The sequence below is a fragment of the Chromobacterium fluminis genome, from assembly GCF_011602385.1.
Lineage (GTDB): Bacteria > Pseudomonadota > Gammaproteobacteria > Burkholderiales > Chromobacteriaceae > Chromobacterium > Chromobacterium fluminis.
The window spans coordinates 129,146-152,855 of sequence record NZ_JAAOMA010000009.1; the positions used below are offsets into that span (position 1 = coordinate 129,146).

Sequence of the window (23,710 nt, forward strand, 5' to 3'; positions counted from 1 at the left end):
GCCTAAGCTAGGGCTCCCGCCTCTATCCCGTGTTAGCACCGTGGAAATTCTCGTCCTGCTGTGTCTGATTCTGCTCAATGGCCTGTTCGCCATGGCGGAAATCGCCATCGTTTCTTCCCGCAAGGTCCGCCTGCTGCAACGCGCGGACGACGGCCAACGCGGCGCGCAAGCCGCGCTGAAACTGGCCAACGACCCCAGCCGCTTCCTGTCCACGGTGCAGATAGGCATCACCTCGATCAGCATCCTGTCCGGCGTTTACGGCGAGGCCGCGCTGTCCGAACAACTGCGCCGGGCGATGCAGGACTATCCCCTGCTGGAGCCCTACAGCAAGCCGCTGTCGGTGGCGCTGATGGTGTTCATCATCACCCTGCTGTCGCTGATCTTCGGCGAACTGGTGCCCAAGCGGCTGGCGCTGCTCAACCCGGAAGCGGTGGCCACCACGCTGGCGCGGCCCATGCTACTGCTGTCGCGGCTCAGCGCGCCGCTGGTCCAGGCCCTGAGCCGCTGCACCGACGGTCTGCTGCGGCTCTTAGGCGCCAAGAAGAGCAGCGACCCGTCCATCACCGAGGAGGAAATCCGGGTGCTGATGGAACAAGGCGCGGACGAAGGGGTGTTTGACCGCGCCGAACAGGAGCTGGTGGCCAATATCTTCCGCCTGGACAACCGCAAGGTGGCGGCGGCCATGACGCCGCGCAAGGACATCGTGGCGCTGGATCTGGAAGATGCGCCCGAATTGAACCACCGCCTGCTGCAAAACCACCATTTCAACCATTTCCCGGTGTGCCGCGGCAGCATCGAGCAAATCGTCGGCGTGCTGCACGCCAAACGCGTGCTGGACCGCATGCTGGCCGGGGAACAAGCCGACGTCGCCGCCGAACTGTCCCAGCCGCTCTACGTGCCCGCCAAGATCACCTTGATGCAGCTGCTGGAGCAGTTCAAGCAAACCCGCCATCATATGGCGCTGGTGGTGGACGAATACGGCGAGCTGGAAGGCCTGGTGACAATGAACGACGTGCTGGAAGCCATCGTCGGCGATATGCCGGCGATCAGCGCTGAAAACGACGACATCGCCCAGCGAGAGGACGGCAGCTGGCTGATAGACGGCATGCTGTCGCTGGACCGCTTCAAGGAGTTTTTCGACATAGACGAGGCACTGCCGGGCGAAGCCGGCGGCAATATCCACACCCTGGGCGGCATGGTGATGTTCCAGCTGGGCCGGGTGCCCAGCGTCACCGACCGTTTCGACTGGAACGGCTTCGGCTTTGAAGTGGTGGACATGGACAAGACCCGGGTAGACAAGATCCTCCTCACCCGACTGCCGACGCGGCCGGCGGCGCTGCCGGCCGACGACGGCATTTAGAACCTGTTTACGATCTCGCGAGCCAGAGCGAGACAAGACGAAAAGCGCTGAGAAAGCGGAATGCACAGGTGGTAGGCGAGCATTCTTAAGCGCTCAGTCCAGCAAGCGCCCGCATACCGTGCTGCGACGGCTGCCGCTAGCGCGGCGTTCCCAATCGTCGAAGCAGGCCAGTTCGATGAAACCCGCCTTGCGCATCATGCCGCCGGACGCGGCGTTTTCCTCGTGGCGGTCCGCCGTCACCCAGCGCGCGCCGCGCGCGGCCAGATCCTCGCAAGCCTGTCGCAACAACAAGCTGCCCAGCCCCTGCCCGGCCTGATCGCGCCGCACCACCGCCTCCATGATGTAGCCGGCGGCGTCCGCCGCCACGTCGGCCGGCCGGTGTTGGGGAAAAGCGTCGTGCAGCCGATACAGGATGGCGGCGCCCAGCAGGCCGTCTCGCTCGAACAAGGCCGCCCAGGCTTCGCCGGCAGCCACCTGGCGCAAACTCCGCTCCACCCCGTCCGCCGGCAGCCAGTTCCACGGATTGGGCCCATGTTCCGTGATCAGCGTCCGCAACGCGTCCACATCCCCCGCCCCGGCCAAACGATATTGCCAACTCATGCGCATCCTTTCGCAAAACGCAGCGTAGCCTGGCCCGCGTCCACTTCCAGTTCGGCCCAGGCGCCGTTCATCAATGTCCATTGCGGCGGCACATGGCCGATATCGGCGTCCACCGCCACCGGATACGGCAGTCCGTCCAAAGCGGCCTCCAAAGCCCGGCTGTAGCTCAAGGCGTCCGGTCCGCTGCTGCGGCCCAACACCAGCCCGCTCAAGCCGTCCAGCGCGCCGGACAGGCGCAGGCCCAGCAGCGCGCGCAGCAACTCGCAAGGTCTCAGCTCGCAGTTTTCCAGGTAAAGCAGCGCGGGTTCCCGTTTGAACGCGCGCAAATCGAAATAAGGGCTGCCCTGCAGCCGGCTCAGCGTATCCAGGCAGCCGCCTATCAGCCGGCCGGCCATGCGGGCCCTTTGCGCGCCCAACACGCGCAGCGTGGACGGATAACGCTCTCCGGGAGCGTCCCAGCGCCAAAACGCCGTGTAATGGCCTTGCTGAGGCGGCAAACCGTGGCGCAAGGCGTGCAGCAGCGCCGAATTCTCTTCCATCCGCTGCGGATTGCCCAGATCGAATAGGTTCGGCCCGTGCAAGGTCGCCCACCCCGCCAACAGGGTCAGCGGCGTCAGCACGGTGGAAATATCGGAAAACCCGGCCAGCCATTTGGGCGGCAAACGCGCCAAAATCGATGCCGGCCAGCAGTTCCATCGCCCGCTCCCCGCCCCAGGGCGGCAGGATGGCGCGAATCTCCGGATCGAAAAGAAAATGGTTCAGCTCCGCCAGACGTTCGGCGGCCGGCGCGCTGGCGTCCTGGGATTCGCCGCGTTGGCAAACGCCCTCCCCCACTTGCCAGCCCTGATCTCGCAGGCATTGCAGCGCGCGATCCAGCTGCCCGTGCAAGACCGGGGGCACACCGGATGAAAAAGCGGTGACGGCGATGCGATCCCCTGGCTGCAGAGGCGCGGGAAAAACCATCATGGGAGGTATTTCCTGTGGATAACCGTCATGGGCAGTCGATCATTGTCTATCCCTCAGATCCAGGGAGAAGCTGTGGCTGGTTTTCAGTTGCTGATAGCCGAGATGGCGATAGAAGGCGTGGGCTTCAACACGCTTGATGTTGGAACGTAGACGGATGGCCTCGTAGCCCCGCTGTAGCGCCCAGGCTTCACAAGCGCTAAGCAAACGCTGTCCCAGCCCTTGCCTCTGACAAGCCTGACTCACCACGATGCCTACGATCTCGACCGCGGGCGGTGTTTGCAATGAATGCACGCCGCGGCAGTGAGCCCAGCCGAACACGACGCCGTCGCGTTCGGCCACCCAAACTTGGTTGTCCGGCAGCGCAGTCAGCCCGACGAAGCGCTCGCTGATTTCCGCTTCCGTCGCTTCATAGCCCAGATCCAGGCATAGCCGCGCCACCGCAAGCGCATCCTCCGCTCGCATCGTCCTGATGTCCACCATCTGTCTTCGCCCAGTTGCTAAAGGAAATGACATTGTCAGCACAAGGCGGGACTGCCGGCAAGCCGGTTATTTGTTTTTCAAGCGGCGTAGTTCGATCAATTTGGCGTATTTGATGTAGCTGTTGAAGCAGCCGATGCTGATGTGGACCAAACCGGGCACGCCATCGAGAAAACCACGGCGAAAAAAGTAGAACTTGAGGAAGCGAAGCAAGGGGCTGAGGATAAGTTTCGCGATACCCACACGTTTTCCCCCTTGCAACAGCTGTTCAGCCTGCAGACTGGTGTAGCGGTTCTGCTTGCTCAGATATAGCGCGATGTCTTCGCCGGACTCGTGCATCAGCTCGTGCTGCAGCTTATGCACAGGGCCGTTCGCGATCACGTACTCGTGTACCAAATCATCTGACCAGCGCGCATGGCCGCGATGAAACAAGCGTAAGGACCAGTCCGGATAGCCTTCGCCGTGTTTCAGAAAACGACCCATGAAACGGTTGCAACGTGGAAATTGAAAGGCCGTTGCCTGTGGATTGTCCAGCATCTCTTTGATTTCATTGACCAACCCAGGTGAAAGCCACTCGTCTGCATCCAGACACAACACCCAGTCGTGGCTGGCGGCTTCTACCGCCAATTGCTTCTGAGGACCGAATCCCAGCCAGTCTTGGTGGATAACTTTTGCCTTATAGGCGGAAGCTATCGCCAATGTCCTGTCCGTGCTACCTGAATCCACAAGCACGATTTCATCAGCGAAGTCCACGCTGTCCAAACATTTTTCCAGCGATGTTTCCGCATTCTTGGTGATTAGCACCACGCTAATTCGCGCACGCATCTTGTTATATGTTTTCCCATATGTAATTTGAAGAAACTAGTAGAAGTCGTCCGTTTTCTGTGGATAACTATGTTTTTCACATTGTTTTCATGGTGTTGAATGCGATGGGAACTTGTTGTTCACCTATCTTTTTGCAGAAGGAAGACTTGTGGATAAATCGGGGCATTCATTGAAGTTCTTACTTGTCCACAGCTTCGATCCCATTTGTTCCCACCTGCTTGTGCATGGCGTAAATTTGTCTGCGGACCTTCTTACGCCACCAATAACTCTTTAACGCAATTTTATATTGATGAAACTGATATAGTCGGCCATTACTGTGGATAAACTACAAAAACCTCAAAGGGTTCAGTTACTTGTCCTGTTGATGAGCTTTGGATAGTTTAGGTGCGCTGCGGCAGCGCAAATTGTGGATAAATTCGAGCTTAGTTGTCCACAGCGGTTTATCCACAATTGAACTGCAGGGATTTTACTTGGTTAACCACAGGCATGCTCGGGTACAATGCGCGCCATGATGAATGTGCTGATTGTGCGCACCTCGTCGATGGGCGACCTTATCCACACTTGGCCCGCCATTTCCGAGTTGAAAGCGCATTACCCCAATTTCCGCATCAGTTGGCTGGCCGAAGAGGCTTTCGCCGACATTGCCCGTTTGCATCCGGCGGTGGACAGGGTGATTGCCTTGAATTGGCGGAGCTGGCGCAAACGATGGTGGTTGCCGTCCACCTGGCGAGAGATCCGTACCTTGCGACGGCAACTACGCGAGACGCGTTGGGAATTGGTGGTGGACAGCCAGGGCCTGTTGAAAAGCGCTTTGCCGGCCAGTTGGGCCAAGGCGCCGCTGACCGGCTACGACTGGGGCAGCGCTCGGGAATCGTTGGCCAGCTGTTTTTACGATAAGCGCCACAAGGTGAGCTGGAGCTTGTCGGCGATAGAACGCAACCGTCTGTTGTTCGCGCGGATATTTGGTTATCAGCCGCAGGGCGCGCCCCGTTTCGGCGTGCCGGCCGGCGAGCGGCCCGGCTGGGTGCTGTCCGGCCGCTACGCGGTATTGCTGCACGCCACCAGCAAAACGTCCAAAGAGTGGCCGGAAGGCCATTGGGTGGAGCTGGGCAAACGTTTGTCCATGCAGCATGATCTGGTGATGGTGTTGCCCTGGGGCAATGATCGCGAGCGCGAGCGCGCCGAAAGGCTGGCCGCGCAGATGCCGGCCGCGGTGGTGGCGCCCAAGATGAATTTGGTCGAAGCCGCCGGCCTTCTTGGTCACGCCAACGCGGTGGTGGGCGTGGACACCGGGTTGACTCACCTGGCCAATGCGCTGAACGTGCCCTTGGCGGCGATTTACACCGATACGGATCCGGCCGCCACCGGCGTGGTGGAAACGCCGTGGGCCACCAATTTGGGTGGAATCGGGCTGTGCCCGTCTGTGGACGAGGCGCTGCAAGCCTTGTTCGCGCGCAAGGACTGGACATGAATTGGCAACGCAGACTGTATTCCTGGGCCTGGCTGCTGGCCACGCCGCTGGTGCGGCACTATCTGAAGAAACGGGCGCGCAAGGCGCCGGCCTATCTGGAGCATTGGGACGAGCGTTTCGGCAGCCAACTGCAGCCGCGCGCGCAAGGGGCGATCTGGATCCACGCGGTATCGGTGGGTGAAACCCGCGCCGCGCAGCCCTTGGTGGCGGCGTTGCGCGAAGCCTGGCCGGACGCGCCGTTGTTGATGACGCAGATGACGCCCACCGGGCGCGCCACCGCCTTGCAGCTGTATCCCGACGCCGAAGTGCGCTATCTGCCCTACGATTACCCTCAAGCCGCGCAGGCTTTTCTCGCCGCCTACCGGCCGCGCCTGGGCGTGTTGATGGAGACCGAGCTGTGGCCCAATCTGATTCACGCCGCCGCCGAGCAGAAGGTGCCCTTGTTTCTGGCCAATGCGCGTTTGTCTGAAAAATCGCTGAATGGTTATCTGAAAATCAGCGGGCTGATTTCACCCGCGGTGGCGGCGTTGAGCGCCGTTGCCGCGCAAACGCCGGAAGATGGCGAACGTTTGCGGCAATTGGGCGCATGCGAGGTGGAAGTCTGCGGCAACACTAAATACGATATCCAGCCGCCGCCGGCACAGCTGACGCTGGCCGGCGAGTTCAAATCCAGGATAGGCCGACGCCGGGTCCTGGTCTGCGCCAGTACCCGCGATGGTGAAGAGGCCTTGATTCTTGATGCGTGGCGGGCGGCGGGCCAAGAGTTGGGCGACGCGCTGCTGGTGCTGGTGCCGCGTCATCCCGAGCGGTTCGGCGATGTGGCCGCGTTGGCCGAGAGCCGCGGCCTGAGAGTGCAGCGCCGCAGCGACGGCGCGGCGGTGGACCCCGCCACCCGGGTATGGCTGGGCGACAGCATGGGCGAAGCGTTCGCCTACTTCGCTTGCGGCGACCTGGCCTTCGTCGGCGGCAGTTTGCTGCCCTTGGGCTGTCATAATCTGATCGAGCCGGCCAGCGTGGGCGTGCCGGTATTGTTTGGTCCGTCCATTTTCAATTTCAAACAGGCGGCGGCGCTGGCGCTGGCCGCCGGCGCAGCGCGCCAGGTGGCGAACGCCGCGGAGTTGATCGGCGTCGTGGTAGAGCTGTTGGGCGACGAAGGCCGCCGTCTGTCGATGCGCGAGTCGGCGTTGGCCTTCAGCGGCGCCCATAGCGGGGCCAGCCGGCGCATGAGCGCCCTGTTTCGCCGCAAGCTGCAGGCCTAATCCGCGAGGGCGGGAGTCCCGCGCCCTCGCTTGCGAAAAAATTAATGATTCGCCGGCTGATCTGCGCCGCGCCTTCTTCTACTCTTCAAACAAGAGCCGCGTCGCCGACGCGACTCCCCCGAGGCCGCCGGCCCGGGACGGACGTGCAAAACCCAGTCATGCCCCAGGCCGGTCCACGCCGTCGGAAAACTTCCGAGCGGACAGATCGAACATGACTGGCGCAAGGCGCCGCCGCATCGACTCCGCTGTCTAAGAAGACAAGGAGCTACCATGTTAGCCAATTACAGCGTGTTGCCCACGATGAGCCTGCCGTCCACCACCGACCTGGTGCGTCTGGATCAGCGCCCGCACCCGCCCATCACCCTGAACAGCTCGGCCCTGGAGGTCATGACCGATTTGCGATTGATCAATCCGGTGGGCATTCATCAGAGCGCCAGCTTGCGCGAAGCGCACGACCGGATGATCAGCCACGGCATACGGCTGTTGTTCGTTCACGATGGCGACGGGCAATTCACCGGCTTGATCACGGCCACCGATTTGCTGGGCGAGCGGCCTATCCAGTGCATGAAGGAACACGGCAAACATTACGTCGATATCGGCGTTGGCGACGTGATGACGCCGCGCAAGCAACTGGAGGCCCTGAGCCTGCTTGATATCGAACACGCCAGCGTGGGCCACATGGTGGCGACGATGAAGCAGATGGGACGTCAGCACGCGCTGGTGGCTGAGCTTAATTCGAGCAGCGGCCATCACGAGTTGTGCGGGCTGTTCTCCACCTCCCACATGGCCAGGCTGTTGGGCATGCCGCTTTCCTTCATCCGCGTGCCGCAAGCCCTGTCGGAAATTCAATATTCCCTGCTGCACGCGATATGAGGGGCGCTGCGCGCAAGTCGACAAGAATCGGGTCGCCGCGGCGGCCCGATCTGCTTATGCTGGCGCTGTGATCGAATGGAGAACAGACCATGAACGGCGAAATTCTCGAAGAAGACCGCGACTACGGCCGCATCCGCGACGCCATTCGCTATTTGGTGGCGAACGCCGAGCGCCAGCCGGAACTGGCCGAGCTGGCCGACGCGCTGCATCTGTCGGAATCGAGGCTGCAGCGGCTGTTCACTCGTTGGGCCGGGGTCAGTCCCAAGCGTTTTTTGCAGCATCTGACCTGCGAGGCGGCCAAGGCGAGGCTGAGTGGACAGGCCTTGTTGCCGTTGTCGCATGAGCTGGGCCTGTCCGGCGGCGGACGCCTGCACGATCTGTTCGTGACGCTGGAAGCGATGACGCCGGGCGAATACCGCAACGGCGGGGCCGGGCTGGAAATCGAATGGAGCGTGGAGGCCAGCCGTTTCGGCCCGGTGCTGGTGGCGCGGACCGCGCGCGGCGTGTGCGCGGCGCAATTCGTGGCGGACGAGATGGAGGCCGTGGCCTGGCTGAGCCGGCGCTGGCCCAAGGCCGCGCTGCGCCACGTGCCGGGCGGCGGCGCGGCGGTGGCCGCCGCCATGTTCGAGCCGTTGCGCGCCGAAGGCCAGGCGCCGCTGGCGCTGCGGGTGCAGGGCAGCAATTTCCAGATTCAGGTCTGGCGCGCGCTGTTGTCGATTCCCTACGGCGGTTTCGCCAGCTACGGCCAGATCGCCGCCGCGGTGGGACGACCGCGGGCGGCGCGGGCGGTGGGCAGCGCGGTGGGCGCCAATCCGGTGGCCTGGTTGATTCCCTGCCACCGGGTGATCCGCGCCGAGGGCGCTTTGGGCGAATACCGTTGGGGGGCGGAACGCAAGGTGGAACTGATAGGCTGGGAGGGCGCGGTGATGGCCGGCCTGCAGCCGGCTTGATGCGGCTTCGTCGCTATCCCGTCCGTTGGCTGAGCTGTAGAAAGAACAGCCGCGCCAATTGATCCAGAGCGGGGTCCCCCAGGCTCTCCGTCCGCCGGTACAACGCCATCGGCACCGCGGGCAGCGGCGGCAGCGATTCTCGCGGCAGCGGGGCGACGCCGGGCAGCTCGTCGTCCGACAGCAAGGCGCCGACGCCTAGCCCGGCTTGCAAGGCGGCCTGCACCGCCAGCAGGCTGGAGCTTTCCAGGACCACGCGGTAGGAGCGCCCGGCGGTCTCAAGCGCTTGCAGCATGGCGTCGCGCCAACTGCAGGGCGCGGCGAACAGAATCAAAGGCAAGGGTTCGGCGGCCGGCATCGCGCCGTTTTGGGCCAACCAGGGCAGCGGGCATTCCACCACCCAGCTGGGCGTGTCGTCCAGTTGCGTCACCCGCGGGCTGGCGATCAGCAAATCCAACTCTTCGCGTTGGAAGGCCGCGCTCAATTCCCGCCCCGGCGCCACCCGGATGTCCAGTTGCAGTTGTGGCCGCGCCGCGGCGAAGTCCGCCAATACCTGCGGCAGATTGCGGCTGACCAGATCCTCGATCAATCCGATGCGGCAGCGGCTGGCCGGCGCGACCGGCGTGGATGGGCGCATTTGTTCCGTCAGGCTGACGATGCGTTCGGCGTAGGGCAGCAATTGTAGCCCCGCCGTGGTGAGGCTGACGCCGCGCGGCGAACGCTGCAGCAGGGTTTGGCCGCAGTGCCGTTCCAGTTTGCGCAATTGCAGGCTCAAAGCCGGCTGAGTGCGTCCCAAGTCCGTGGCCGCGCGGTTGATGCTGCCGCGGCGAGCCACGGCGATCAGCGCGCGAAGCAAGCCGGTGTCCAAATCTCCAGTCATGATATTTTCTTATAACAATGCCTTGAATTTTCAGTCTACCTATAACTGGCGGGAAGGTTTAGCCTGTAGGCGAATATTTCTGATGAGGCGCGCAAACATGTTTATCGCGGCGTTGTTGCTGGCGGTCGCCGGCTCCGTCGTCTATCACCTGTCGATCAAGCAGGTGCCGGAGGCGGCGAATCCCTTCTTTTCATTGGCGGTCAGTTATGGCGTGGCCATGTTGGTGTGCGTGTTGGGAATGTGGTGCTTGCCCGGAGGCGGCCAGCGCGGATTGGCCGCGCTGAATTGGAGCAGCCTGGGGGTGGCGGCGGGCATCATCGGGATCGAGCTGGGTTTTTTGCTGGCCTATCGCGCCGGCTGGCATGTCGGCTACGCGGCGCTCAGTTCCAATGTGCTGACCGCGCTGGTGTTGCTGCCGCTGGGCTATCTGCTGTTTCGCGAACAACCGTCGCTGGGCAAACTCGGCGGCCTGGCTTTGAGTATGGCCGGCTTGTGGATGATGCTGCGTTTTCGCTGAGCGCCGCCCGGCAGGCGGCGCTTAGAACGTGTTTACGATCTAGCGAGCAAGAGCGAGACAAGGCGAAAATGGCTGAGAAAGCGGAATGTACACGTGGTACATGAGCATTTCGAAGGGGTTTTCAACGCCGTATCGCCGCAGCGCAGCTGATCGTAAACAGGTTCTTAAACCGATTCTCAACCGGCGGTCAACGGTAGGTAAACGGCCAGCTTGAAGCCATCGGACTGATCGCAGAATTCCAGCCGGCCTCTATGCTGCTTGACCACGCGGCTTACGATGGCCAAGCCCAGGCCGCTGCCGCCGTCTGTGCCGCGGTGTTCGGCCAGCCGTTCAAACGGAGCCAACGCTGTTTCGCGCAGCTCGGCCGGAATGCCCTTGCCGTGGTCCAGCACGCTGAGCACGGCGAAGCCGTCGATTTGCTCGACGCAGACTTCCACCGGCGGCGCGCCGTAGCGGCGAGCGTTTTCCAGCAGATTGGACAAGAGCCGCTCCAGCGCCAGCCCGTCGCCTTGCAATTCCGGCTCGGCCCGCCGCTCCAGACGCGCGTCCATGCCTTCGCGGGTGAAGCGGGACACTACGCTGGCGGCGAGGTCGGCCAAGGCCACCGGCTCCAGCCGGGTGGTTTCCTCGGCGCGGGCGAAGTCGATGAACTGGCGCACGATCTGCGACAACTCGTCGATGTCGGCCAGCATATCGTGTTGGTCCGGGCTGTCCTGCTGTAGCTCCAGCGTCAGCTTGAGCCGGGTCAGCGGCGTGCGCAGGTCATGGGACAGGCCGGCCAGCATCAGCCTGCGTTCGCGCGCGGCGCTGTCCAGCGCCTGCGCCATCAGGTTGAAATTATGGGCCAGCACTTTGACCTCGCGCGGGCCGTCTTCCGGCACCGCCGCCGGCATGTTGCCGGCGGCCAATTCTCGGCTGGCCAGCACCACGCGGCTGATGGGTCGCGTTACCCGCCAGGCGACGGCGAAGGCCAGCAAGCTGGCGACGATGGAAGCCAGCAGTGCCGCCTGCATGATGGTGTTGATTGGGCGGTCGCTGTAACGGCCGAAGGGCAGCACCAGCCAGTAGGCCTGGTCCAGCACGTGCACGTTGACCCAGAGTTCGCTGCGATCCTCTATCTGGGCGTGTCGCACTTCGATGGGTTCGTTGAGGCCATGAGACAGCCGCTGCGCCAGGGTTTCGCCCAAGCGCGGCACGTAGTCGGTGAAGTGGACGCCTTGATCGGCGTTGATCGGCAGTAGGCGCGGCAGACCGGGCCGGTTGTAGCCGGCCAGGAATTCGGCGCGCTCGGTGTTGGTCATCGCCTCCATCGTGCCTTCCAGGAAGGCCAGAGTGTCCACCGTTTGCGAATACAGTTGCTTGTCCAAGAGCTTGTGGCGTTCGCCGGCGGCCATCCACAGGGTGACGAACTGGGTGGTCAGCACCACCAGCACCACCAGCACCGCCAGCCGGAAAAATAGCGAGCCGGTCAGCTTGCGCACGGCTTACTCCCGCGGCGTGCCGTCCGGCACGAACACATAGCCGTAGCCCCATACCGTCTGGATGAAGCGCAGTTGGCTGTCGCCGCTTTCCAGCGCCTTGCGCAGCCGGGAGATGTGCACGTCTATGCTGCGGTCCAGCGATTCGCCGTTGCCCTTGCCCAGAGCCATTTCCATCAGTTGCTCGCGGGTCAGCGGCCGGCGCGGGTGGCTGACCAGCACCGACAACACCGCGAACTCCGCGCTGGTCAGCGTGACCGGCTGGCCGGCTTTGCGCAGTTCGCGCTGGCCCAGATTGAGCACGAATTCGCCGAAGCCGACCTCTTCGTCGGCGTCGTGGCGCGCGCCCAGCGCCGGCGTGGCGTGATGACGGCGCAGCACCGATTGGATGCGGGCGGTGAGTTCGCGCGGATTGAACGGTTTGGGCAGGTAGTCGTCGGCGCCCATTTCCAGGCCGAGGATGCGGTCGATGTCCTCGCCGCGCGCGGTGAGCATGATCACCGGAATGGTTTCGCCCTGGGCGCGCAGCCGGCGCACCACCGCCAAGCCGTCTTCGCCCGGCATCATCACGTCCAGCACCATCAGGTCCGGGCGATTGCGCGCCAGCTTGCGGTCCAGGTCTTTGGAGTCCGGCAGAGCTTCCACCGCGTAGCCCTGTTGGCTCAGATAGCGGGTAAGCAGCTCGCGCAGCTTGGCGTCGTCGTCCACGACCAGTATCTTATTGTGTTCCATGCGATTTTTCCTCGGAGCGGTGTGTCAGCTTAGCGGCTGGCCCCGGGCTGCGGCAGCGCGCCTGATGAAGATATGTTAAGCCCGTTCTCGCGATCACACACCTTAACAAATCAGCGATTGTCGCTCATGTCTCCCTCATGCCGCGAGTCTAGGCTGCGTAGTGGGGCGTTCCGGCGCTTTGGGCGCCTTTCGATGCCTTTGGCATCCGCGGCGCATGGTGTATGCTGTCCGCCCTCGCCGGACTTGGGTCCGGAGTCCCTTTTCCAGCATGTTCGACAGGATAAAACAGGTTTCATGACGCGGTTGCCGATTCTTCTCATATTTGCCTTGCTGCAAGCGCTTGCCGGCGCGCCGGCCCTGGCGCGAGGGAAGGAGCGCGGCCCCATGCCGCCGGATAGGGAACCGGCGCAGGGCCGCCGCTGCCAGGCGCAGCCCGATCCGGACTGTAAGGAATTGCGTCGTCTGCGCAATTTGCGTCTGCGCGAGGCGGTGCAGGACGGCGATTTGCCGAAGGAGCAGATGCACCGTCCGCCGCCGCCATATTGGCGGATGAGCCCGGATGGCGCTGCGCCGCCGCCGCCTCCGGATCGCGTCAGGCCTCATTTCTGGCGGGACCGCCGCAAGCATGGCTCGGACTAAGCCTTCTAAGCGTCAAGCCCGGCTGGCGAAGCGGGATTTCTATTGATAAGCTTTGAGTAGAGTACGCCAGCCTTTTCATTCCAATTCAAATTCTCATTGCCGGAACGGTGTGCGAAGCAAGCCGATTTTGCGGGCATGAGCCTGGCTGGCCGTCCGCCGCGCGATAGCGCGCAGCGTCGTTTTCGCTCAATAAAAGCGGTTCACGCTCTTGCGAGCGACAAGGCGTTGCGGCTGAGAAAGCGAACAGTACACGCGGCGCATCAGCATTTCGACATTGAGCGGATCGTCAACAGCTGTGCTTAGGCGGGCGCGGAGATAACCGGTCATGCGCAAGGGGCATGCCTTGAGAAACAATAGGGGATACGGCGCGTCGCGGCGCGCCTGGGGATTGGGGCTGGCCTTGTGCTTGCTGGCGGAAGCGGCGGCGGCGCAATGGGATTGCAGCCGCGCCACGGCGCCGCAGCGTTGCGAGTTGTACCGCCAGGGCACCATGGCCTGCAATGATTTGCCGGTCAACGGCCGGCACGCCTGCCTGGAATTTTACACGCCGGCCTTGAGCTGCCTGCGCGAGCGCGACGCCAAGCGTTGCGAAGCCTTGCGGGCGGCGCACAGCTCTTGCGACGGGCTGGAAGGCAAGGCGCGCCGCGTCTGCGTCAACGAGCGGCTGCCGCCGCCGGATTGCGCACGCTCCGCCAATCCCGCGCGTTGCCGCGCCCGCGCGGAGGCCGAACTCAAATGCGCGGACCGCGAAATCGCCCAGCGGCTGTGTGTGCGCCAGGCTTTGCAAGCGGAGTGAGCGCGTTTATTTAGCCGTGGTCGGATCGAACCACAGGCCGCGGTCGGCGAAAGGCGTGCTGGGAGGCAGGAAGGGGTTGTCGATGCGGATCAGCCGCCGGTGCTTCAGGTCCAGCCGCTGGATCAGCCCGGCGTGGTATTTCTGGAACAGCCGCTGGTATTCGCCGTTGCGCAGCATCAGCCGCATGCCCTGTTCCACGCGTTGCGCCAGCTTCTGCCCTTCCGCGTCGCGGCCGAACCAGAAATAGGTGGGCAGCGGGTAGTACAGCAATAAAGACCGCTCCAGCGCAATATGCTTGTATTGCGGCTGGTAAACGCGGATCTCCTCCTCCACTTCCGCCACGCCGCGCGAGAACGCGTCGCCCAGGCCGCGCTCCAACATGCGGAAAAGACCGTCGTAATTGGGATCGGTCACCACGGTCAGTCCGGCCTGTTTCAGGATGGCGTTGTCGCCCCAGCCGTCTCCCTGGATGATGCTGAAACGGCGCAAGTCCGCCAAGCCGGCCACCCCGTCGAAATCCGCTTGCCGCGCGTCCCGGATCAGCAGTACGCGATAGCCGAGCAAGCCGCGGTCTATCGGAATCCGCACCGGCAGATAGCGACGTTCGTAGTCGCGGTTGGTTTCACGGATCACCACGTTGAGCCGGCCGCGCGGATGGCTCAGCTCCTGCAATTGACGCGCTTCGTTCATGCGCGGCGCAAAGCGCAGGCTGTAATCACCCCAGCTTGCGCGGGTAGCGTCCAAGGCGGCGCGCAGAATCGCCCAATGGTAGTCGTAGCGCTCGTCGGCGGGGGTTTCCGGCGCGTGACCGACGTAGATCATTCCGGCCGCCTGAACGGACGGGGACATGCCGCCGGCCAAGGCGATGAGGACGGCCAGCCAACAGCCGGCCAACCGGCGAAGAAAGAGGGATTGCCGCATCGGATGAACCTCGAAAAAGCGCGCAGACGCAGCGCGCCGCTTCTTCATGATGGATAGCGGCGCCGCGCCACGCAAGGGCCGCTCACCGTTGTCGGGTTTGCGCGCGGTCAAGAGGCTATGCAAAACAAAGACTAGTAGTGAATATTCATATCGACATGAATATATCTGCCTCCTATCATCTCCCGAATGCCGGAATGGCCTTGTCGGCAAGCGGCATTCACACTCGGGGGACGATTTATGCAATTCAAGAAAACACTGCTGGCCTTGTCGCTGGGCCTGGCCTTGGCGCCCGCGCTGACCATGGCGGCGCCGCCGCTGACCGCCGCCAACAGCGGCTCCACCGTAGAAGCCGCGCGCGGCAACGCCTGGCTGGAAATCGATAAAGCGGCGCTGGATCACAACCTGGCCGAGCTCAAGCGCCTGGTGGGCGCAGACACCAAGGTGTGTGCCATCTTGAAGGCGGACGCCTACGGCCACGGCATTGCCAACGTGATGCCGTCCATCATCGGCCAGGGTATTCCCTGCGTGGGCATCGCCAGCAATGAAGAGGCCCGAGTGGCCCGCGCCAGCGGCTACAAAGGCGTGGTGGCGCGCGTGCGCAGCGCCACGCAGGAAGAGATAGCCGACGGCCTGCAATACGATATGCAAGAGCTGGTGGGCAATCTGGAGCTGGCGCGTCAGGCGTCCGCGCTGGCCAAGCGGCAGGGCAAGACGCTGCAAATCCACCTGGCCATCAACTCCGCCGGCATCAGCCGCAATGGCGTGGAACTGGCCAGCAAGCAAGGCCGCCGCGACGCGCTGGCCATGCTCAAGCTGCCCAATCTGCAAGTGGTGGGCATCATGACCCACTTCCCCGTGGAGGATAAGGCCGACGTGCAAAAAGGCCTGGCCGCGTTCAATGAGGAAAGCGCTTGGCTGATCAAGGCCGGCGGACTGGACCGCAGCAAGATCACCCTGCACTGCGCCAATAGCTTCGCCACGCTGGAAGTGCCGGAAGCGCGGCTGGACATGGTGCGCCCGGGCGGCGCCATCTTCGGCGACACCGTGCCCAGCCATACCGAATATCTGCGCGTGATGGCGTTCAAATCGCGGGTGGCGGCGGTCAACCGTTATCCGGCCGGCAATACCGTGGGCTATGACCGCACTTACACCTTGAAGCGCGAGTCCCTGCTTGCCAACATCCCGGTTGGGTATTCCGACGGTTATCGCCGCGCTTTCACCAATAAGGCGCATGTGTTGATCAATGGTCAGCGCGCGCCGGTGGTGGGCAAGGTGTCGATGAACACGCTGATGGTGGATGTGACCGAGATTCCGGGCGCCAAGATAGGCGACGAAGTGGTGTTGTTCGGCAAGCAGGGCAAGGCCGAAATCAGCGCCGCCGAGCTGGAGGACATCAACGGCGCCTTGCTGGCCGACCTCTACACAGTGTGGGGCAATTCCAATCCCAAACTGCTGGTGAACCGCTAAATCGGGCCGCGCCGTCGCCGCCGTTCGCGGCGGCGGCAGTGTGAGTCTTCACAGTCTGCTGGCGAATTGCCTTGGTTTGGACTTAGATGAATCATGTCCCCGCATCAGGAGTAAGCCATGCAGTTCGACGAAGTTCGCCCCGAGCATTTCACCACGCTGTCCCGCAACCCGTTTCCGCATATTCTGATTGACCGGGCCTTGCAGCAGATCGCCGGCGGGAGCGCCGACGGCTCGCAGTTCCGCAAGGACGTGCTGGCCGCCGCGGGCTGGAGCCATGGCGGGCTGACGCCGTTCGGCAAGTATCCGGCCGATGCCTGCGAGGCGTTCAACCGCATCCGCAAAGTGCTGGAAGTCACCCAGGAGCCGGACGCGATCCTGGCGGAGTTGGAGAAGGACGCGCCCAGGGTCTGATTCCGTACACGGCTCATGCAAAAGCCCGCCATCTGGCGGGCTTTGTCATTGCGCGGAGACGCCGGACTTAAGAACCTGTTTACGATCTGCTGCGCGTCGTGAAGCGTGGCACGGTGAGTACGCCTTCGAAATGCTCATGTACCACGCGTACATTCCACTTTCTCAGCCATTTTCGCCTTGTCTCGCCTTAGCTCGCGAGATCGTAAACACGTTCTAATCGGCCGCCTTCCTCAGGATGGCGTACAACTCGTCCTTGAGCCGTAGTTTTTCCTTCTTCAGATTTTCGATTTCGAAGTCGGCGGAAGGCTCGATACGCGCTTCCATATTCTTGATCTTCTGGTCCAGGTCGTTGTGTTTGTTGAACAGGCGGGTGAAGTGATCGTCTTCGGTTTTCAGCTTGCTGATCAGTTCGCGGTATTCGGGAAACATGGGCGACTCCTTGGGCGGGTGGATACATGGAGCGGCTAACGACGCGGGCCTGAGCGAAGCGTAAGGGCAAAATCGGTGGTCGTCAGCGATCGGATACTGCCAAACCATGCTAACACCGCGCGGCGGCGAAGGTTATTGATCCAGAGCAGACGCCCTCCCTTAGGCCAGCCGTGCGCAGCAACGCGCTCTCAGAACGTGTTTACGATCTCTCGAGCTAAGGCGAGACAAGGCGAAAACAGCAGAGAAAGCGGAGTGTACAAGCGGTATATGAGCATTTCGAAGCCGTACTCACCGTGTCTGCAGCAGACTTTAGAACAGGTTCTCAGGGCTTGAACCAGGGGCGCCCGTGCTGGGTGGGAAGCTGATAGCGTTCGGCCAGTTTCTCGTAGCCGCCGGCGGCGGCGAAGCGGCGCAGGCCCAGATTGAAACGGTCGCGGTCGCGGGCATTGCGGAAAGTCAGCCGGTAATGAGTGGGCGTGAACAGCGCGTATGGGCAGAGCTTGGCTCTGATGTCGATCTCGCGGCGGAGATCGTGGCTAAACTGCTGGAAGATGTTGATGTCTGAAATCGCCACGTCGGTGCGCTCGCTGTACAACAGGCGGTTGAGGGTGACCTGCGGCGATTCTTCGCGGTAGGACGGAATCTGCGGCGTCAGCGCGGCGAAAGCTGGCCCCAGATAAAGGTGGGCGCCCTGAAAGGCCGCCACCCGGAAGCGAACCAGGTCGTCCAGCCGCTGTAGGTGGATGCGGCGTTTGCACAGCGTGATCGCCATGTTCTGGTAAACGATGTAGGGCTCGGAAACATGGCCGCCGCTATTGGCGATGGCGGCGTCCACCTGGCCGTTTGCCAGCCAGTTGTGCGCGCGCAGATTGGGGCCGAAGCGGATTTGCGGCTGATAACCCGCCTGGCTTAAGGCCTGGCTGACGATGTCGTATTCCACGCCCTTGCCGCGTTCGGCGTCGATATAGGGTTGTTTGGTTTCGCCCAGCGCCACCCGTAGCGACGGCAGCGCCGCAATCTGGGCGCTGAGCAGCAGGGCCGGCAAGGCGCGGAGGACGAGGTGGAGCGGCGTGAAAGCCATGGGCCGGTAGCGAGTATCGATATGGTTGCAATGGCGCGCCCTTGGGCGGGGCCGTCGAATAGATTCTTTATAGCCGCTGGCCCGGGTCTGGCCTTGCCTGATGCGCGGACGCGAGCCGCGGCTGCCGCATTGTAGCGATTGCGCGGCCGGGCTTCCCGGGTTTCCGGCGGGGGACCGGTAAAAAGCGAGAATATGGCTTATCCACAGGGTTTGACGCAATGCCGTGCTTATCCACAACGTGCTTAGAGCCTGTTCAAAGTCACGCGAGCAATGGCGAGACAAGGCGAAAACGGCTGAGAAAGCGGAATGTACACGTGGTACATGAGCATTTCGAGGGCATTTTCAACGCCGTATCGCCGAAGCGCAGTAGACTTTGAACAGGCTCTTACTTGATGCCCAGTCTTTCCATCCGATAGCGCATCGATCTGAAGGTGACGCCCAGCATTTTGGCGGCTTGGGTGCGGTTGAAGCGGGTGCTCTCCAGCGCCTTGAGGATGGCTTCGCGCTCCACGCGGTCCAGAAAGTCCTGCAGCGCCTCGCCGTCGGCGCAGGTCGGCGCCTCGCCGTCGCCATGGCCGCCGTGATCGCTCGGCAGCAGTTGCAGGTCCCGCAATTCAATGCGGGCGTCGTTGGCCAGGGCCACCGCGCGTTCCAGGATGTTTTCCAGTTCGCGGAAATTGCCCGGATAGTTGTATTCCAGCAAGGCTTTGAGCGCCGCCGGCGCCAGCCGCGGCTTTTCATCGGGGGAAAAGCGTTCCAGCAGGCTGGCGATGTAGCGCGGCAGATCCTCGCGCAGTTCGCGCAGCGGCGGCATGCGCAGCGGGAGCACGTTTAGCCGGTAGTACAGATCCTGGCGAAAGTTGCCGGCGTCTACCCGCGCGGCCAAGTCCTTGTGGGTGGCGCAGATGATGCGCACGTCCACCGCTTCTTCCTGGGCGTTGCCCAGGCGGCGCACTTTCTTTTCCTGGATCGCGCGCAGCAGTTTGACCTGCATCGCCAGCGGCAGGTCGGCCACTTCGTCCAGAAACAGCGTGCCGCCGTTGGCTTGTTGAAAGAAGCCGTCGCGGTCGTTGTCGGCGCCGGTGAACGCGCCTTTGCGGTAGCCGAAGAATTCGCTTTCCATCAGCGTTTCCGGGATGGCGCCGCAGTTGACCGGGATGAACGGCCGTTCGGCGCGCGCGCTGTGCTCGTGTATCATCCGCGCCGCCTGTTCCTTGCCGGTGCCGGATTCGCCGCTGAGGTAAACCGCGGCCTGGCTGCGCGCCAGCTTGCCGATCAAGCGCAGCGCTTCCTGGATCGCCGGCGATTCGCCGTCCAGCCGCACCGCGGCCTCGGCTTTGCCGTTGTCCACGCGCAGCACGGATTTCACCAGGCTGCGCAATTGAGCCAGGCTGACCGGTTTTTGCAGGTAGTCGAAGGCGCCGGCTTTCATCGCCAGCACCGCGTTGTCGGTATTGCCGTAGGCGGTGATCACCGCGATGGGCACGTCCAGGCCCTGTTCGGCGATATGGCGCACCACTTCGATGCCCTCGCCGTCCGGCAGGCGCATATCGGTCAGCGCCAGGTCGAAGGGCTGGCTGTTCAGGCTGAGTTTGGCGGCGCCGACGCTGGCGGCGGTGGCCACGTCCAGCCCCATCTTGATCAGGGTCAGTTCCAGCAGTTCGCGGATGTCCGGTTCATCGTCGATCACCAGCACGCGCAGGGAGGATTTAGCCATAAGCCTTGTGACAGATCAGACGGAACACGCCGCCGGGCGGGCAGTAGTCCAGCCGCGCGTCGTTGGCTTCCGCCAGTTCGCGCGCGATGTACAGGCCCAGTCCGGTGCCGGCGCTTTCCGTGGTGAAAAAGGGTTCGAACAAGCGGGCCTGGGCATCTTCGCTCATGCCTGGGCCATCGTCCATTACCTTGATGGTCAGGTGGTTTTCCACTTCGCCCACTTCGATGCGCACCGCGCCCGGCTGTTTGCTGGAGTAGCGCCAGGCGTTGGCCAGCAGATTGTTGAGAATCTGGCCAAAGTGGCCGCGGTCGAACTGGACCGCGGCGGCCTGCGCCTGATAGACGCAGCAGATCGCGCCGGCGGCGGCGGCCTCCACCACGCCGAAGTGGTCCAGCAGCTCATCCAGGAAGGGCTGCAGCCGTATCGGCTCGGCTTTGATCCGGTCGCGGCGGTTCAAGGCCAGCACTTCTTGCACCATGTGGTTGATGCGTTTGCTGTTGCCCTGCACGATGCGGATCAGCCGTTGGCGTGTGGGATCGGTTTCGTCTTCGGCCAGCAGGTCGGCCGCGTGGTTGATCGCCGACAGCGGGTTGCGGATTTCATGGGCGATATTGGCGGTGAGCCGCCCCAGCGCCGCCAGTTTGACGCGTTTGCCCTCCTCCGCCATGTCCGCCATGTCGCGCATGAACAGCAGGAGCGCGTGGTCGTCGCCCATCAGCACCGGCACCATGCGGCCCACCAATTGGCGGCCGCGGATGTTGCGGTCGATGAAGCTGGGATTGGGAGGGCAGCCGTTGTGTCGCCAGCGTTCCACCAGCGGCAGCAGTTCGGGAACGGCGTGGCCGCGGCGCATGGCGCCAAAGTAGCGCGCCGCTTGATTGTTGAACTGACGCAGCAGGCCGGAGGGGTCCAGCACCACCACCGCGTCGCGCTGGCTTTGCAACACCAGCTCGTTCAGGCGGTTGAGGTTGGCGATCTCGCCGCCGCGGCGGGTGGCCAGCGCTTCGGAGTCGCGCGCCACCCGGCCCAGCTTCCAGGTGACGATGGAGGTGATGAAGCCGGCGGTGGCCAGCAGCGCGGAGTAGTAGAAATCCGAGCCGCGGCCTATGCCCAGGTATTGCTCGACGCCGACGAAGGACAGCAGGATCAGCGTGGCGATGGAGGCGTAGAACAGCGCGTAGCGGCCGGAGGACAGCAGGCCGGCCACCGCCAGATAGGGCAAGAGCAGGATGCCGTAGCCGCTGCGCACGCCGTCGTTGATGCCCATCAGCAGCACGATCATCGCGATGTCGGCGGCGATGGCCAGGGTCAGCTGCAGGGTGTGGGCCAGCCGGCCGTTGCGCAGCAGGAACCAGGCGCCGATCAGCGCGGCGTAGACACCGCTCCACAGATAAAAGGCCTTGCCGCCGGCCACCAGCGATTCGCCTTCGCGGTTGGCGAACAGGGACATCGCCAGCAGCACCAGCAGCAGCGCCGCCCGGAAGCTGTTGATGAAGACCAGCCCGCTGCGCGGGGTCAACGGCGTCGGCGGGCGGTCCTGGTTCATGTCGTCGGCAGCTCGCAGATGGCGCTGACGCTCCATTTCTTCGGCATCAGCTTGCCCTTCTTGCCGCGCTTGCCGGCGAATTCCGCCAGCGCCAGTTTTTCATCGGAGGCCTTGCCGCGCACAGACAGCGTGGACAGCAGCGCTTTTTCGCCGTTGATGAGGCCGACGGCGGTGACGGCTTCGCCGTCTTCCACCGCCATCAGCATCAGGCCGCGGCCCTTGGCCAGCTCCTTGAGTTCGGCGGCCGGGAAGGCCAGCAGCCGGCCGTTGTCAGCGGCGGCCACCAACTGGGTGGCTTCAGCGATGCCGGCGGCCGGCAGCGGCGCGGGGGTCAGCACGGTTTCTTCCGGGTTCAGCGTTAGGAAGGCTTTGCCGGCCTTGACCCGTCCGGCCATGTCGCCCAGCTTGGCGATGAAGCCGTAGCCGCCGGAACCGGCGACGACGAAGCGGGCCTCGTCTTTTCCGGATAGCATCTGAGCCGGCTTGGCGCCGTCCTGCAGGTCCACCAGCGAAGCCACCGGCACGCCGTCGCCGCGGCCGGTGGGCACGTCGGCCGGATCCACGGTGTAGGCGCGGCCCTTGGAGTCCAGCACGATCACCGACCACACGGTGCGGGTTTCCACCACGGTGTGCAGCGCGTCGCCGTCCTTGAAGGCCAGCGCGGTGAGGTCGACGTTGTGGCCGACGCGGGCGCGGATCCAGCCCTTTTGCGACAGGATGATGGTGACCGGCTCGTCGGCTATGGTCTGGGTCAGCACCGCGCGCTCGGCGGTCTTGATCTCGCTGCGGCGCTTGTCGCCGTACTTGGCGGCGTCGGCCTGGATTTCTTCGCGCATCATGGTGCGCAGCGCGTCCGGAGTGTCCAGCACGTGGCGCAGGCCTTCGCGCTCCTCGCGCAGGTCGGACAGCTCTTTCTCCAGCTTGAAGCCTTCCAGCCGTGCCAGTTGGCGCAGGCGGATTTCCAGGATGTCCTCGGCCTGGATCTCGGTCAGGCCAAAGGCCTTGATCAGGTCCGGCTTGGGCTCGTCGGATTCGCGGATCACGCGTATCACTTCATCGATGTGGATGAAGGCGATCATCCGCCCTTCCAGGATGTGGATGCGCTTTTCCACCTGGGCCAGCCGGTGCTGCAGGCGGCGGGTGACGGTGACGCGGCGGAAGTCCAGCCATTCGCTGAGAATGGGCTTGAGGCCTTTCTGACCCGGCCGTCCGTCCAGGCCTATCATCACCAGGTTCATCGAGGCGTTGCCTTCCAGGCTGGTTTGCGCCAGCAAGGTGTTGATGAACTCGTCCGGGTCCTGGCGGCTGGATTTGGGTTCGAACACCAGGCGTACCGGGCACGCGCTATCGGACTCGTCGCGTACGCGGTCCAGCAGCGACAACATCAGGCTCTTCAGGTTTTGCTGATCCTGAGTCAGCGTCTTCTTGCCGGTTTTGACCTTGGGATTGGTGGCTTCTTCGATTTCCGCCAGCACTTTCTGCGCGCTGGAGCCGGGTGGCAGCTCGGACACGATCACGCGCCACTGGCCGCGCGCCAGTTTTTCCACTTCCCATTTGGCGCGCACGCGCACGCTGCCCCGGCCGCTCTCATAGGCGGCGAGGATGTCTTCGGCCGGGGTGATGATCTGGCCGCCGCCGGGGAAGTCCGGGCCGGGCACGTATTGCATCAGCGCCGCGGTGTCCAGCTCCGGATTGTCCAGCAAGGCGACGCAGGCGCTGGCCACTTCGGTCAGATTGTGCGGCGGGATTTCGGTGGCGAGACCCACGGCGATGCCGGAGGCGCCGTTGAGCAGCACCATGGGCAGGCGCGCCGGCAGCAAGCGCGGCTCCTCGAAGGCGCCGTCGTAATTGGGCACGAAGTCCACGGTGCCCATGTCGATTTCCGACAGCAGCAGGTCGGCGATCGGCGTCAGCCGCGCCTCGGTGTAACGCATCGCCGCCGCGCCGTCGCCGTCGCGGCTGCCGAAGTTGCCCTGGCCGTCGATCAGCGGGTAGCGCAGTGTGAAGTCCTGCGCCATGCGCACCAGCGCTTCGTAGGCGGAGCTGTCGCCGTGCGGGTGGTATTTACCCAGGATTTCGCCGACCACGCGCGCCGATTTCACCGGCTTGGCGCCGTGGGCCAGGCCCATGTCGCGCATCGCGTACAGGATGCGGCGCTGCACGGGTTTCTGGCCGTCGGCCACTTCCGGCAGCGCGCGGCCCTTGACCACGCTCATCGCGTATTCCAGGTAGGCGCGCTCGGCGTAAAGGTCCAGCGGAATCCACTCGCCGTCGTCGGCGTCTGCCGCGGGCGGAGTGGGCGGCGGCGGGGTCAGGGC

At 63.6% G+C, this 23,710-nt stretch carries 23 protein-coding genes and 1 pseudogene; 10 read left to right on the forward strand and 14 right to left on the reverse strand.

What is annotated here, in order from left to right:
- The first annotated feature begins 40 nt into the window (after positions 1 to 40).
- Positions 41 to 1,360, forward strand: a complete 1,320-nt coding sequence (locus tag HA052_RS08775; RefSeq protein WP_166451634.1) for a CNNM domain-containing protein — start codon at positions 41 to 43, stop codon at positions 1,358 to 1,360.
- Positions 1,361 to 1,453: 93 nt separating this feature from the next.
- Here HA052_RS08775 and HA052_RS08780 read toward each other — a convergent pair whose 3' ends face one another.
- The 5 genes and pseudogenes from HA052_RS08780 to HA052_RS08800 all read right to left on the reverse strand — a co-directional run bounded on the left by HA052_RS08780 (position 1,454) and on the right by HA052_RS08800 (position 4,228).
- The gene (locus tag HA052_RS08780) at positions 1,454 to 1,960 is read right to left on the reverse strand and encodes a GNAT family N-acetyltransferase (RefSeq protein WP_166451654.1); all 507 of its coding nucleotides are present in this window, start codon (positions 1,958 to 1,960) and stop codon (positions 1,454 to 1,456) included.
- Positions 1,957 to 2,631: a S66 peptidase family protein gene (locus HA052_RS08785; protein ID WP_166451635.1), complete on the reverse strand. Its 675-nt coding sequence runs from the start codon at positions 2,629 to 2,631 to the stop codon at positions 1,957 to 1,959. Before HA052_RS08785 ends, HA052_RS08780 begins: the two co-directional genes overlap by 4 nt.
- Before the next feature lie 40 nt (positions 2,632 to 2,671).
- Positions 2,672 to 2,926 (reverse strand): annotated as a pseudogene (locus tag HA052_RS28235) (LD-carboxypeptidase); the annotation flags it as partial.
- A 39-nt stretch (positions 2,927 to 2,965) separates the two neighbouring features.
- Positions 2,966 to 3,406, reverse strand: coding sequence for a GNAT family N-acetyltransferase (locus HA052_RS08795; RefSeq protein WP_166451636.1), 441 nt, complete (start codon positions 3,404 to 3,406; stop codon positions 2,966 to 2,968).
- Positions 3,407 to 3,472: 66 nt separating this feature from the next.
- Positions 3,473 to 4,228 (reverse strand): glycosyltransferase family 2 protein, encoded by a 756-nt coding sequence (locus HA052_RS08800; protein ID WP_166451637.1) that lies wholly within the window; start codon positions 4,226 to 4,228, stop codon positions 3,473 to 3,475.
- Between the two features lie 511 nt (positions 4,229 to 4,739).
- Between HA052_RS08800 and waaC the strand changes: the two genes are divergently transcribed.
- The 4 genes from waaC to HA052_RS27930 all read left to right on the forward strand — a co-directional run bounded on the left by waaC (position 4,740) and on the right by HA052_RS27930 (position 8,781).
- Positions 4,740 to 5,699 (forward strand): lipopolysaccharide heptosyltransferase I, encoded by a 960-nt coding sequence (waaC, locus tag HA052_RS08805; RefSeq protein WP_166451638.1) that lies wholly within the window; start codon positions 4,740 to 4,742, stop codon positions 5,697 to 5,699.
- A complete protein-coding gene (waaA, locus tag HA052_RS08810; protein ID WP_166451639.1) occupies positions 5,696 to 6,958 on the forward strand; it encodes a lipid IV(A) 3-deoxy-D-manno-octulosonic acid transferase in 1,263 nt (420 codons plus the stop codon). Before waaC ends, waaA begins: the two co-directional genes overlap by 4 nt.
- 270 nt (positions 6,959 to 7,228) lie before the next feature.
- Positions 7,229 to 7,831, forward strand: a complete 603-nt coding sequence (locus HA052_RS08815; RefSeq protein WP_166451640.1) for a CBS domain-containing protein — start codon at positions 7,229 to 7,231, stop codon at positions 7,829 to 7,831.
- Positions 7,832 to 7,920: 89 nt separating this feature from the next.
- Positions 7,921 to 8,781, forward strand: a complete 861-nt coding sequence (locus tag HA052_RS27930) for a methylated-DNA--[protein]-cysteine S-methyltransferase (RefSeq protein WP_166451641.1) — start codon at positions 7,921 to 7,923, stop codon at positions 8,779 to 8,781.
- A gap of 13 nt (positions 8,782 to 8,794) precedes the next feature.
- Here the strand turns inward: HA052_RS27930 and HA052_RS08825 are convergent, their stop codons facing one another.
- The gene (locus HA052_RS08825) at positions 8,795 to 9,658 is read right to left on the reverse strand and encodes a LysR substrate-binding domain-containing protein (protein ID WP_166451642.1); all 864 of its coding nucleotides are present in this window, start codon (positions 9,656 to 9,658) and stop codon (positions 8,795 to 8,797) included.
- A gap of 97 nt (positions 9,659 to 9,755) precedes the next feature.
- Between HA052_RS08825 and HA052_RS08830 the strand changes: the two genes are divergently transcribed.
- Positions 9,756 to 10,175, forward strand: coding sequence for an EamA family transporter (locus HA052_RS08830; RefSeq protein ID WP_166451643.1), 420 nt, complete (start codon positions 9,756 to 9,758; stop codon positions 10,173 to 10,175).
- A gap of 176 nt (positions 10,176 to 10,351) precedes the next feature.
- Here HA052_RS08830 and HA052_RS08835 read toward each other — a convergent pair whose 3' ends face one another.
- Together HA052_RS08835 and ompR are read right to left on the reverse strand one after the other, a co-directional pair.
- Positions 10,352 to 11,656 (reverse strand): ATP-binding protein, encoded by a 1,305-nt coding sequence (locus HA052_RS08835; RefSeq protein ID WP_081547589.1) that lies wholly within the window; start codon positions 11,654 to 11,656, stop codon positions 10,352 to 10,354.
- Positions 11,657 to 11,659: 3 nt separating this feature from the next.
- Positions 11,660 to 12,385, reverse strand: coding sequence for an osmolarity response regulator transcription factor OmpR (ompR, locus tag HA052_RS08840; protein WP_081547591.1), 726 nt, complete (start codon positions 12,383 to 12,385; stop codon positions 11,660 to 11,662).
- Between the two features lie 384 nt (positions 12,386 to 12,769).
- On the opposite strand from ompR, the gene HA052_RS08845 reads away from it, so the two are divergent.
- Entirely contained in the window at positions 12,770 to 13,024 is a 255-nt protein-coding gene (locus tag HA052_RS08845; protein WP_166451644.1) for a hypothetical protein, read from the forward strand.
- Positions 13,025 to 13,349: 325 nt separating this feature from the next.
- The gene (locus HA052_RS08850; RefSeq protein WP_166451645.1) at positions 13,350 to 13,820 is read left to right on the forward strand and encodes a hypothetical protein; all 471 of its coding nucleotides are present in this window, start codon (positions 13,350 to 13,352) and stop codon (positions 13,818 to 13,820) included.
- 6 nt (positions 13,821 to 13,826) lie between these two features.
- Here HA052_RS08850 and HA052_RS08855 read toward each other — a convergent pair whose 3' ends face one another.
- The gene (locus tag HA052_RS08855) at positions 13,827 to 14,741 is read right to left on the reverse strand and encodes a transporter substrate-binding domain-containing protein (RefSeq protein ID WP_166451646.1); all 915 of its coding nucleotides are present in this window, start codon (positions 14,739 to 14,741) and stop codon (positions 13,827 to 13,829) included.
- 237 nt (positions 14,742 to 14,978) lie between these two features.
- On the opposite strand from HA052_RS08855, the gene alr reads away from it, so the two are divergent.
- Complete coding sequence (gene alr, locus HA052_RS08860; RefSeq protein ID WP_081547599.1) at positions 14,979 to 16,208, forward strand: alanine racemase; 1,230 nt, start codon at positions 14,979 to 14,981, stop codon at positions 16,206 to 16,208.
- A 117-nt stretch (positions 16,209 to 16,325) separates the two neighbouring features.
- Positions 16,326 to 16,619: a hypothetical protein gene (locus HA052_RS08865; protein ID WP_166451647.1), complete on the forward strand. Its 294-nt coding sequence runs from the start codon at positions 16,326 to 16,328 to the stop codon at positions 16,617 to 16,619.
- Between the two features lie 213 nt (positions 16,620 to 16,832).
- On the opposite strand, the gene HA052_RS08870 is transcribed toward HA052_RS08865, so the two are convergent.
- From HA052_RS08870 to parC, 5 genes are all read right to left on the reverse strand, one after another.
- Positions 16,833 to 17,048, reverse strand: a complete 216-nt coding sequence (locus HA052_RS08870; protein WP_043593468.1) for an HP1242/YdcH family protein — start codon at positions 17,046 to 17,048, stop codon at positions 16,833 to 16,835.
- A 322-nt stretch (positions 17,049 to 17,370) separates the two neighbouring features.
- On the reverse strand, positions 17,371 to 18,129 hold the full coding sequence (locus HA052_RS08875; protein ID WP_166451648.1) for a substrate-binding periplasmic protein: 759 nt from the start codon (positions 18,127 to 18,129) through the stop codon (positions 17,371 to 17,373).
- A gap of 385 nt (positions 18,130 to 18,514) precedes the next feature.
- Positions 18,515 to 19,846 (reverse strand): sigma-54-dependent transcriptional regulator, encoded by a 1,332-nt coding sequence (locus tag HA052_RS08880; RefSeq protein ID WP_166451649.1) that lies wholly within the window; start codon positions 19,844 to 19,846, stop codon positions 18,515 to 18,517.
- The gene (locus tag HA052_RS08885; protein WP_166451650.1) at positions 19,839 to 21,392 is read right to left on the reverse strand and encodes a sensor histidine kinase; all 1,554 of its coding nucleotides are present in this window, start codon (positions 21,390 to 21,392) and stop codon (positions 19,839 to 19,841) included. The genes HA052_RS08880 and HA052_RS08885 overlap by 8 nt, the downstream gene beginning before the upstream one ends.
- Positions 21,389 to 23,707: a DNA topoisomerase IV subunit A gene (parC, locus tag HA052_RS08890; RefSeq protein WP_166451655.1), complete on the reverse strand. Its 2,319-nt coding sequence runs from the start codon at positions 23,705 to 23,707 to the stop codon at positions 21,389 to 21,391. The genes HA052_RS08885 and parC overlap by 4 nt, the downstream gene beginning before the upstream one ends.
- Positions 23,708 to 23,710 lie beyond the last annotated feature (3 nt).

Coding starts and splice junctions, on each gene's coding strand:
- HA052_RS08780 (WP_166451654.1), bottom strand. CDS start 1,960: ATGAGTTGGCAATATCGTTTGGCCGGGGCGGGGGATGTGGACGCGTTG.
- HA052_RS08795 (WP_166451636.1), bottom strand. CDS start 3,406: ATGGTGGACATCAGGACGATGCGAGCGGAGGATGCGCTTGCGGTGGCG.
- HA052_RS08800 (WP_166451637.1), bottom strand. CDS start 4,228: ATGCGTGCGCGAATTAGCGTGGTGCTAATCACCAAGAATGCGGAAACA.
- waaC (WP_166451638.1), top strand. CDS start 4,740: ATGAATGTGCTGATTGTGCGCACCTCGTCGATGGGCGACCTTATCCAC.
- waaA (WP_166451639.1), top strand. CDS start 5,696: ATGAATTGGCAACGCAGACTGTATTCCTGGGCCTGGCTGCTGGCCACG.
- HA052_RS08815 (WP_166451640.1), top strand. CDS start 7,229: ATGTTAGCCAATTACAGCGTGTTGCCCACGATGAGCCTGCCGTCCACC.
- HA052_RS27930 (WP_166451641.1), top strand. CDS start 7,921: ATGAACGGCGAAATTCTCGAAGAAGACCGCGACTACGGCCGCATCCGC.
- HA052_RS08825 (WP_166451642.1), bottom strand. CDS start 9,658: ATGACTGGAGATTTGGACACCGGCTTGCTTCGCGCGCTGATCGCCGTG.
- HA052_RS08830 (WP_166451643.1), top strand. CDS start 9,756: ATGTTTATCGCGGCGTTGTTGCTGGCGGTCGCCGGCTCCGTCGTCTAT.
- ompR (WP_081547591.1), bottom strand. CDS start 12,385: ATGGAACACAATAAGATACTGGTCGTGGACGACGACGCCAAGCTGCGC.
- HA052_RS08845 (WP_166451644.1), top strand. CDS start 12,770: ATGCCGCCGGATAGGGAACCGGCGCAGGGCCGCCGCTGCCAGGCGCAG.
- HA052_RS08850 (WP_166451645.1), top strand. CDS start 13,350: ATGCGCAAGGGGCATGCCTTGAGAAACAATAGGGGATACGGCGCGTCG.
- HA052_RS08855 (WP_166451646.1), bottom strand. CDS start 14,741: ATGCGGCAATCCCTCTTTCTTCGCCGGTTGGCCGGCTGTTGGCTGGCC.
- alr (WP_081547599.1), top strand. CDS start 14,979: ATGCAATTCAAGAAAACACTGCTGGCCTTGTCGCTGGGCCTGGCCTTG.
- HA052_RS08865 (WP_166451647.1), top strand. CDS start 16,326: ATGCAGTTCGACGAAGTTCGCCCCGAGCATTTCACCACGCTGTCCCGC.
- HA052_RS08870 (WP_043593468.1), bottom strand. CDS start 17,048: ATGTTTCCCGAATACCGCGAACTGATCAGCAAGCTGAAAACCGAAGAC.
- HA052_RS08875 (WP_166451648.1), bottom strand. CDS start 18,129: ATGGCTTTCACGCCGCTCCACCTCGTCCTCCGCGCCTTGCCGGCCCTG.
- HA052_RS08880 (WP_166451649.1), bottom strand. CDS start 19,846: ATGGCTAAATCCTCCCTGCGCGTGCTGGTGATCGACGATGAACCGGAC.
- HA052_RS08885 (WP_166451650.1), bottom strand. CDS start 21,392: ATGAACCAGGACCGCCCGCCGACGCCGTTGACCCCGCGCAGCGGGCTG.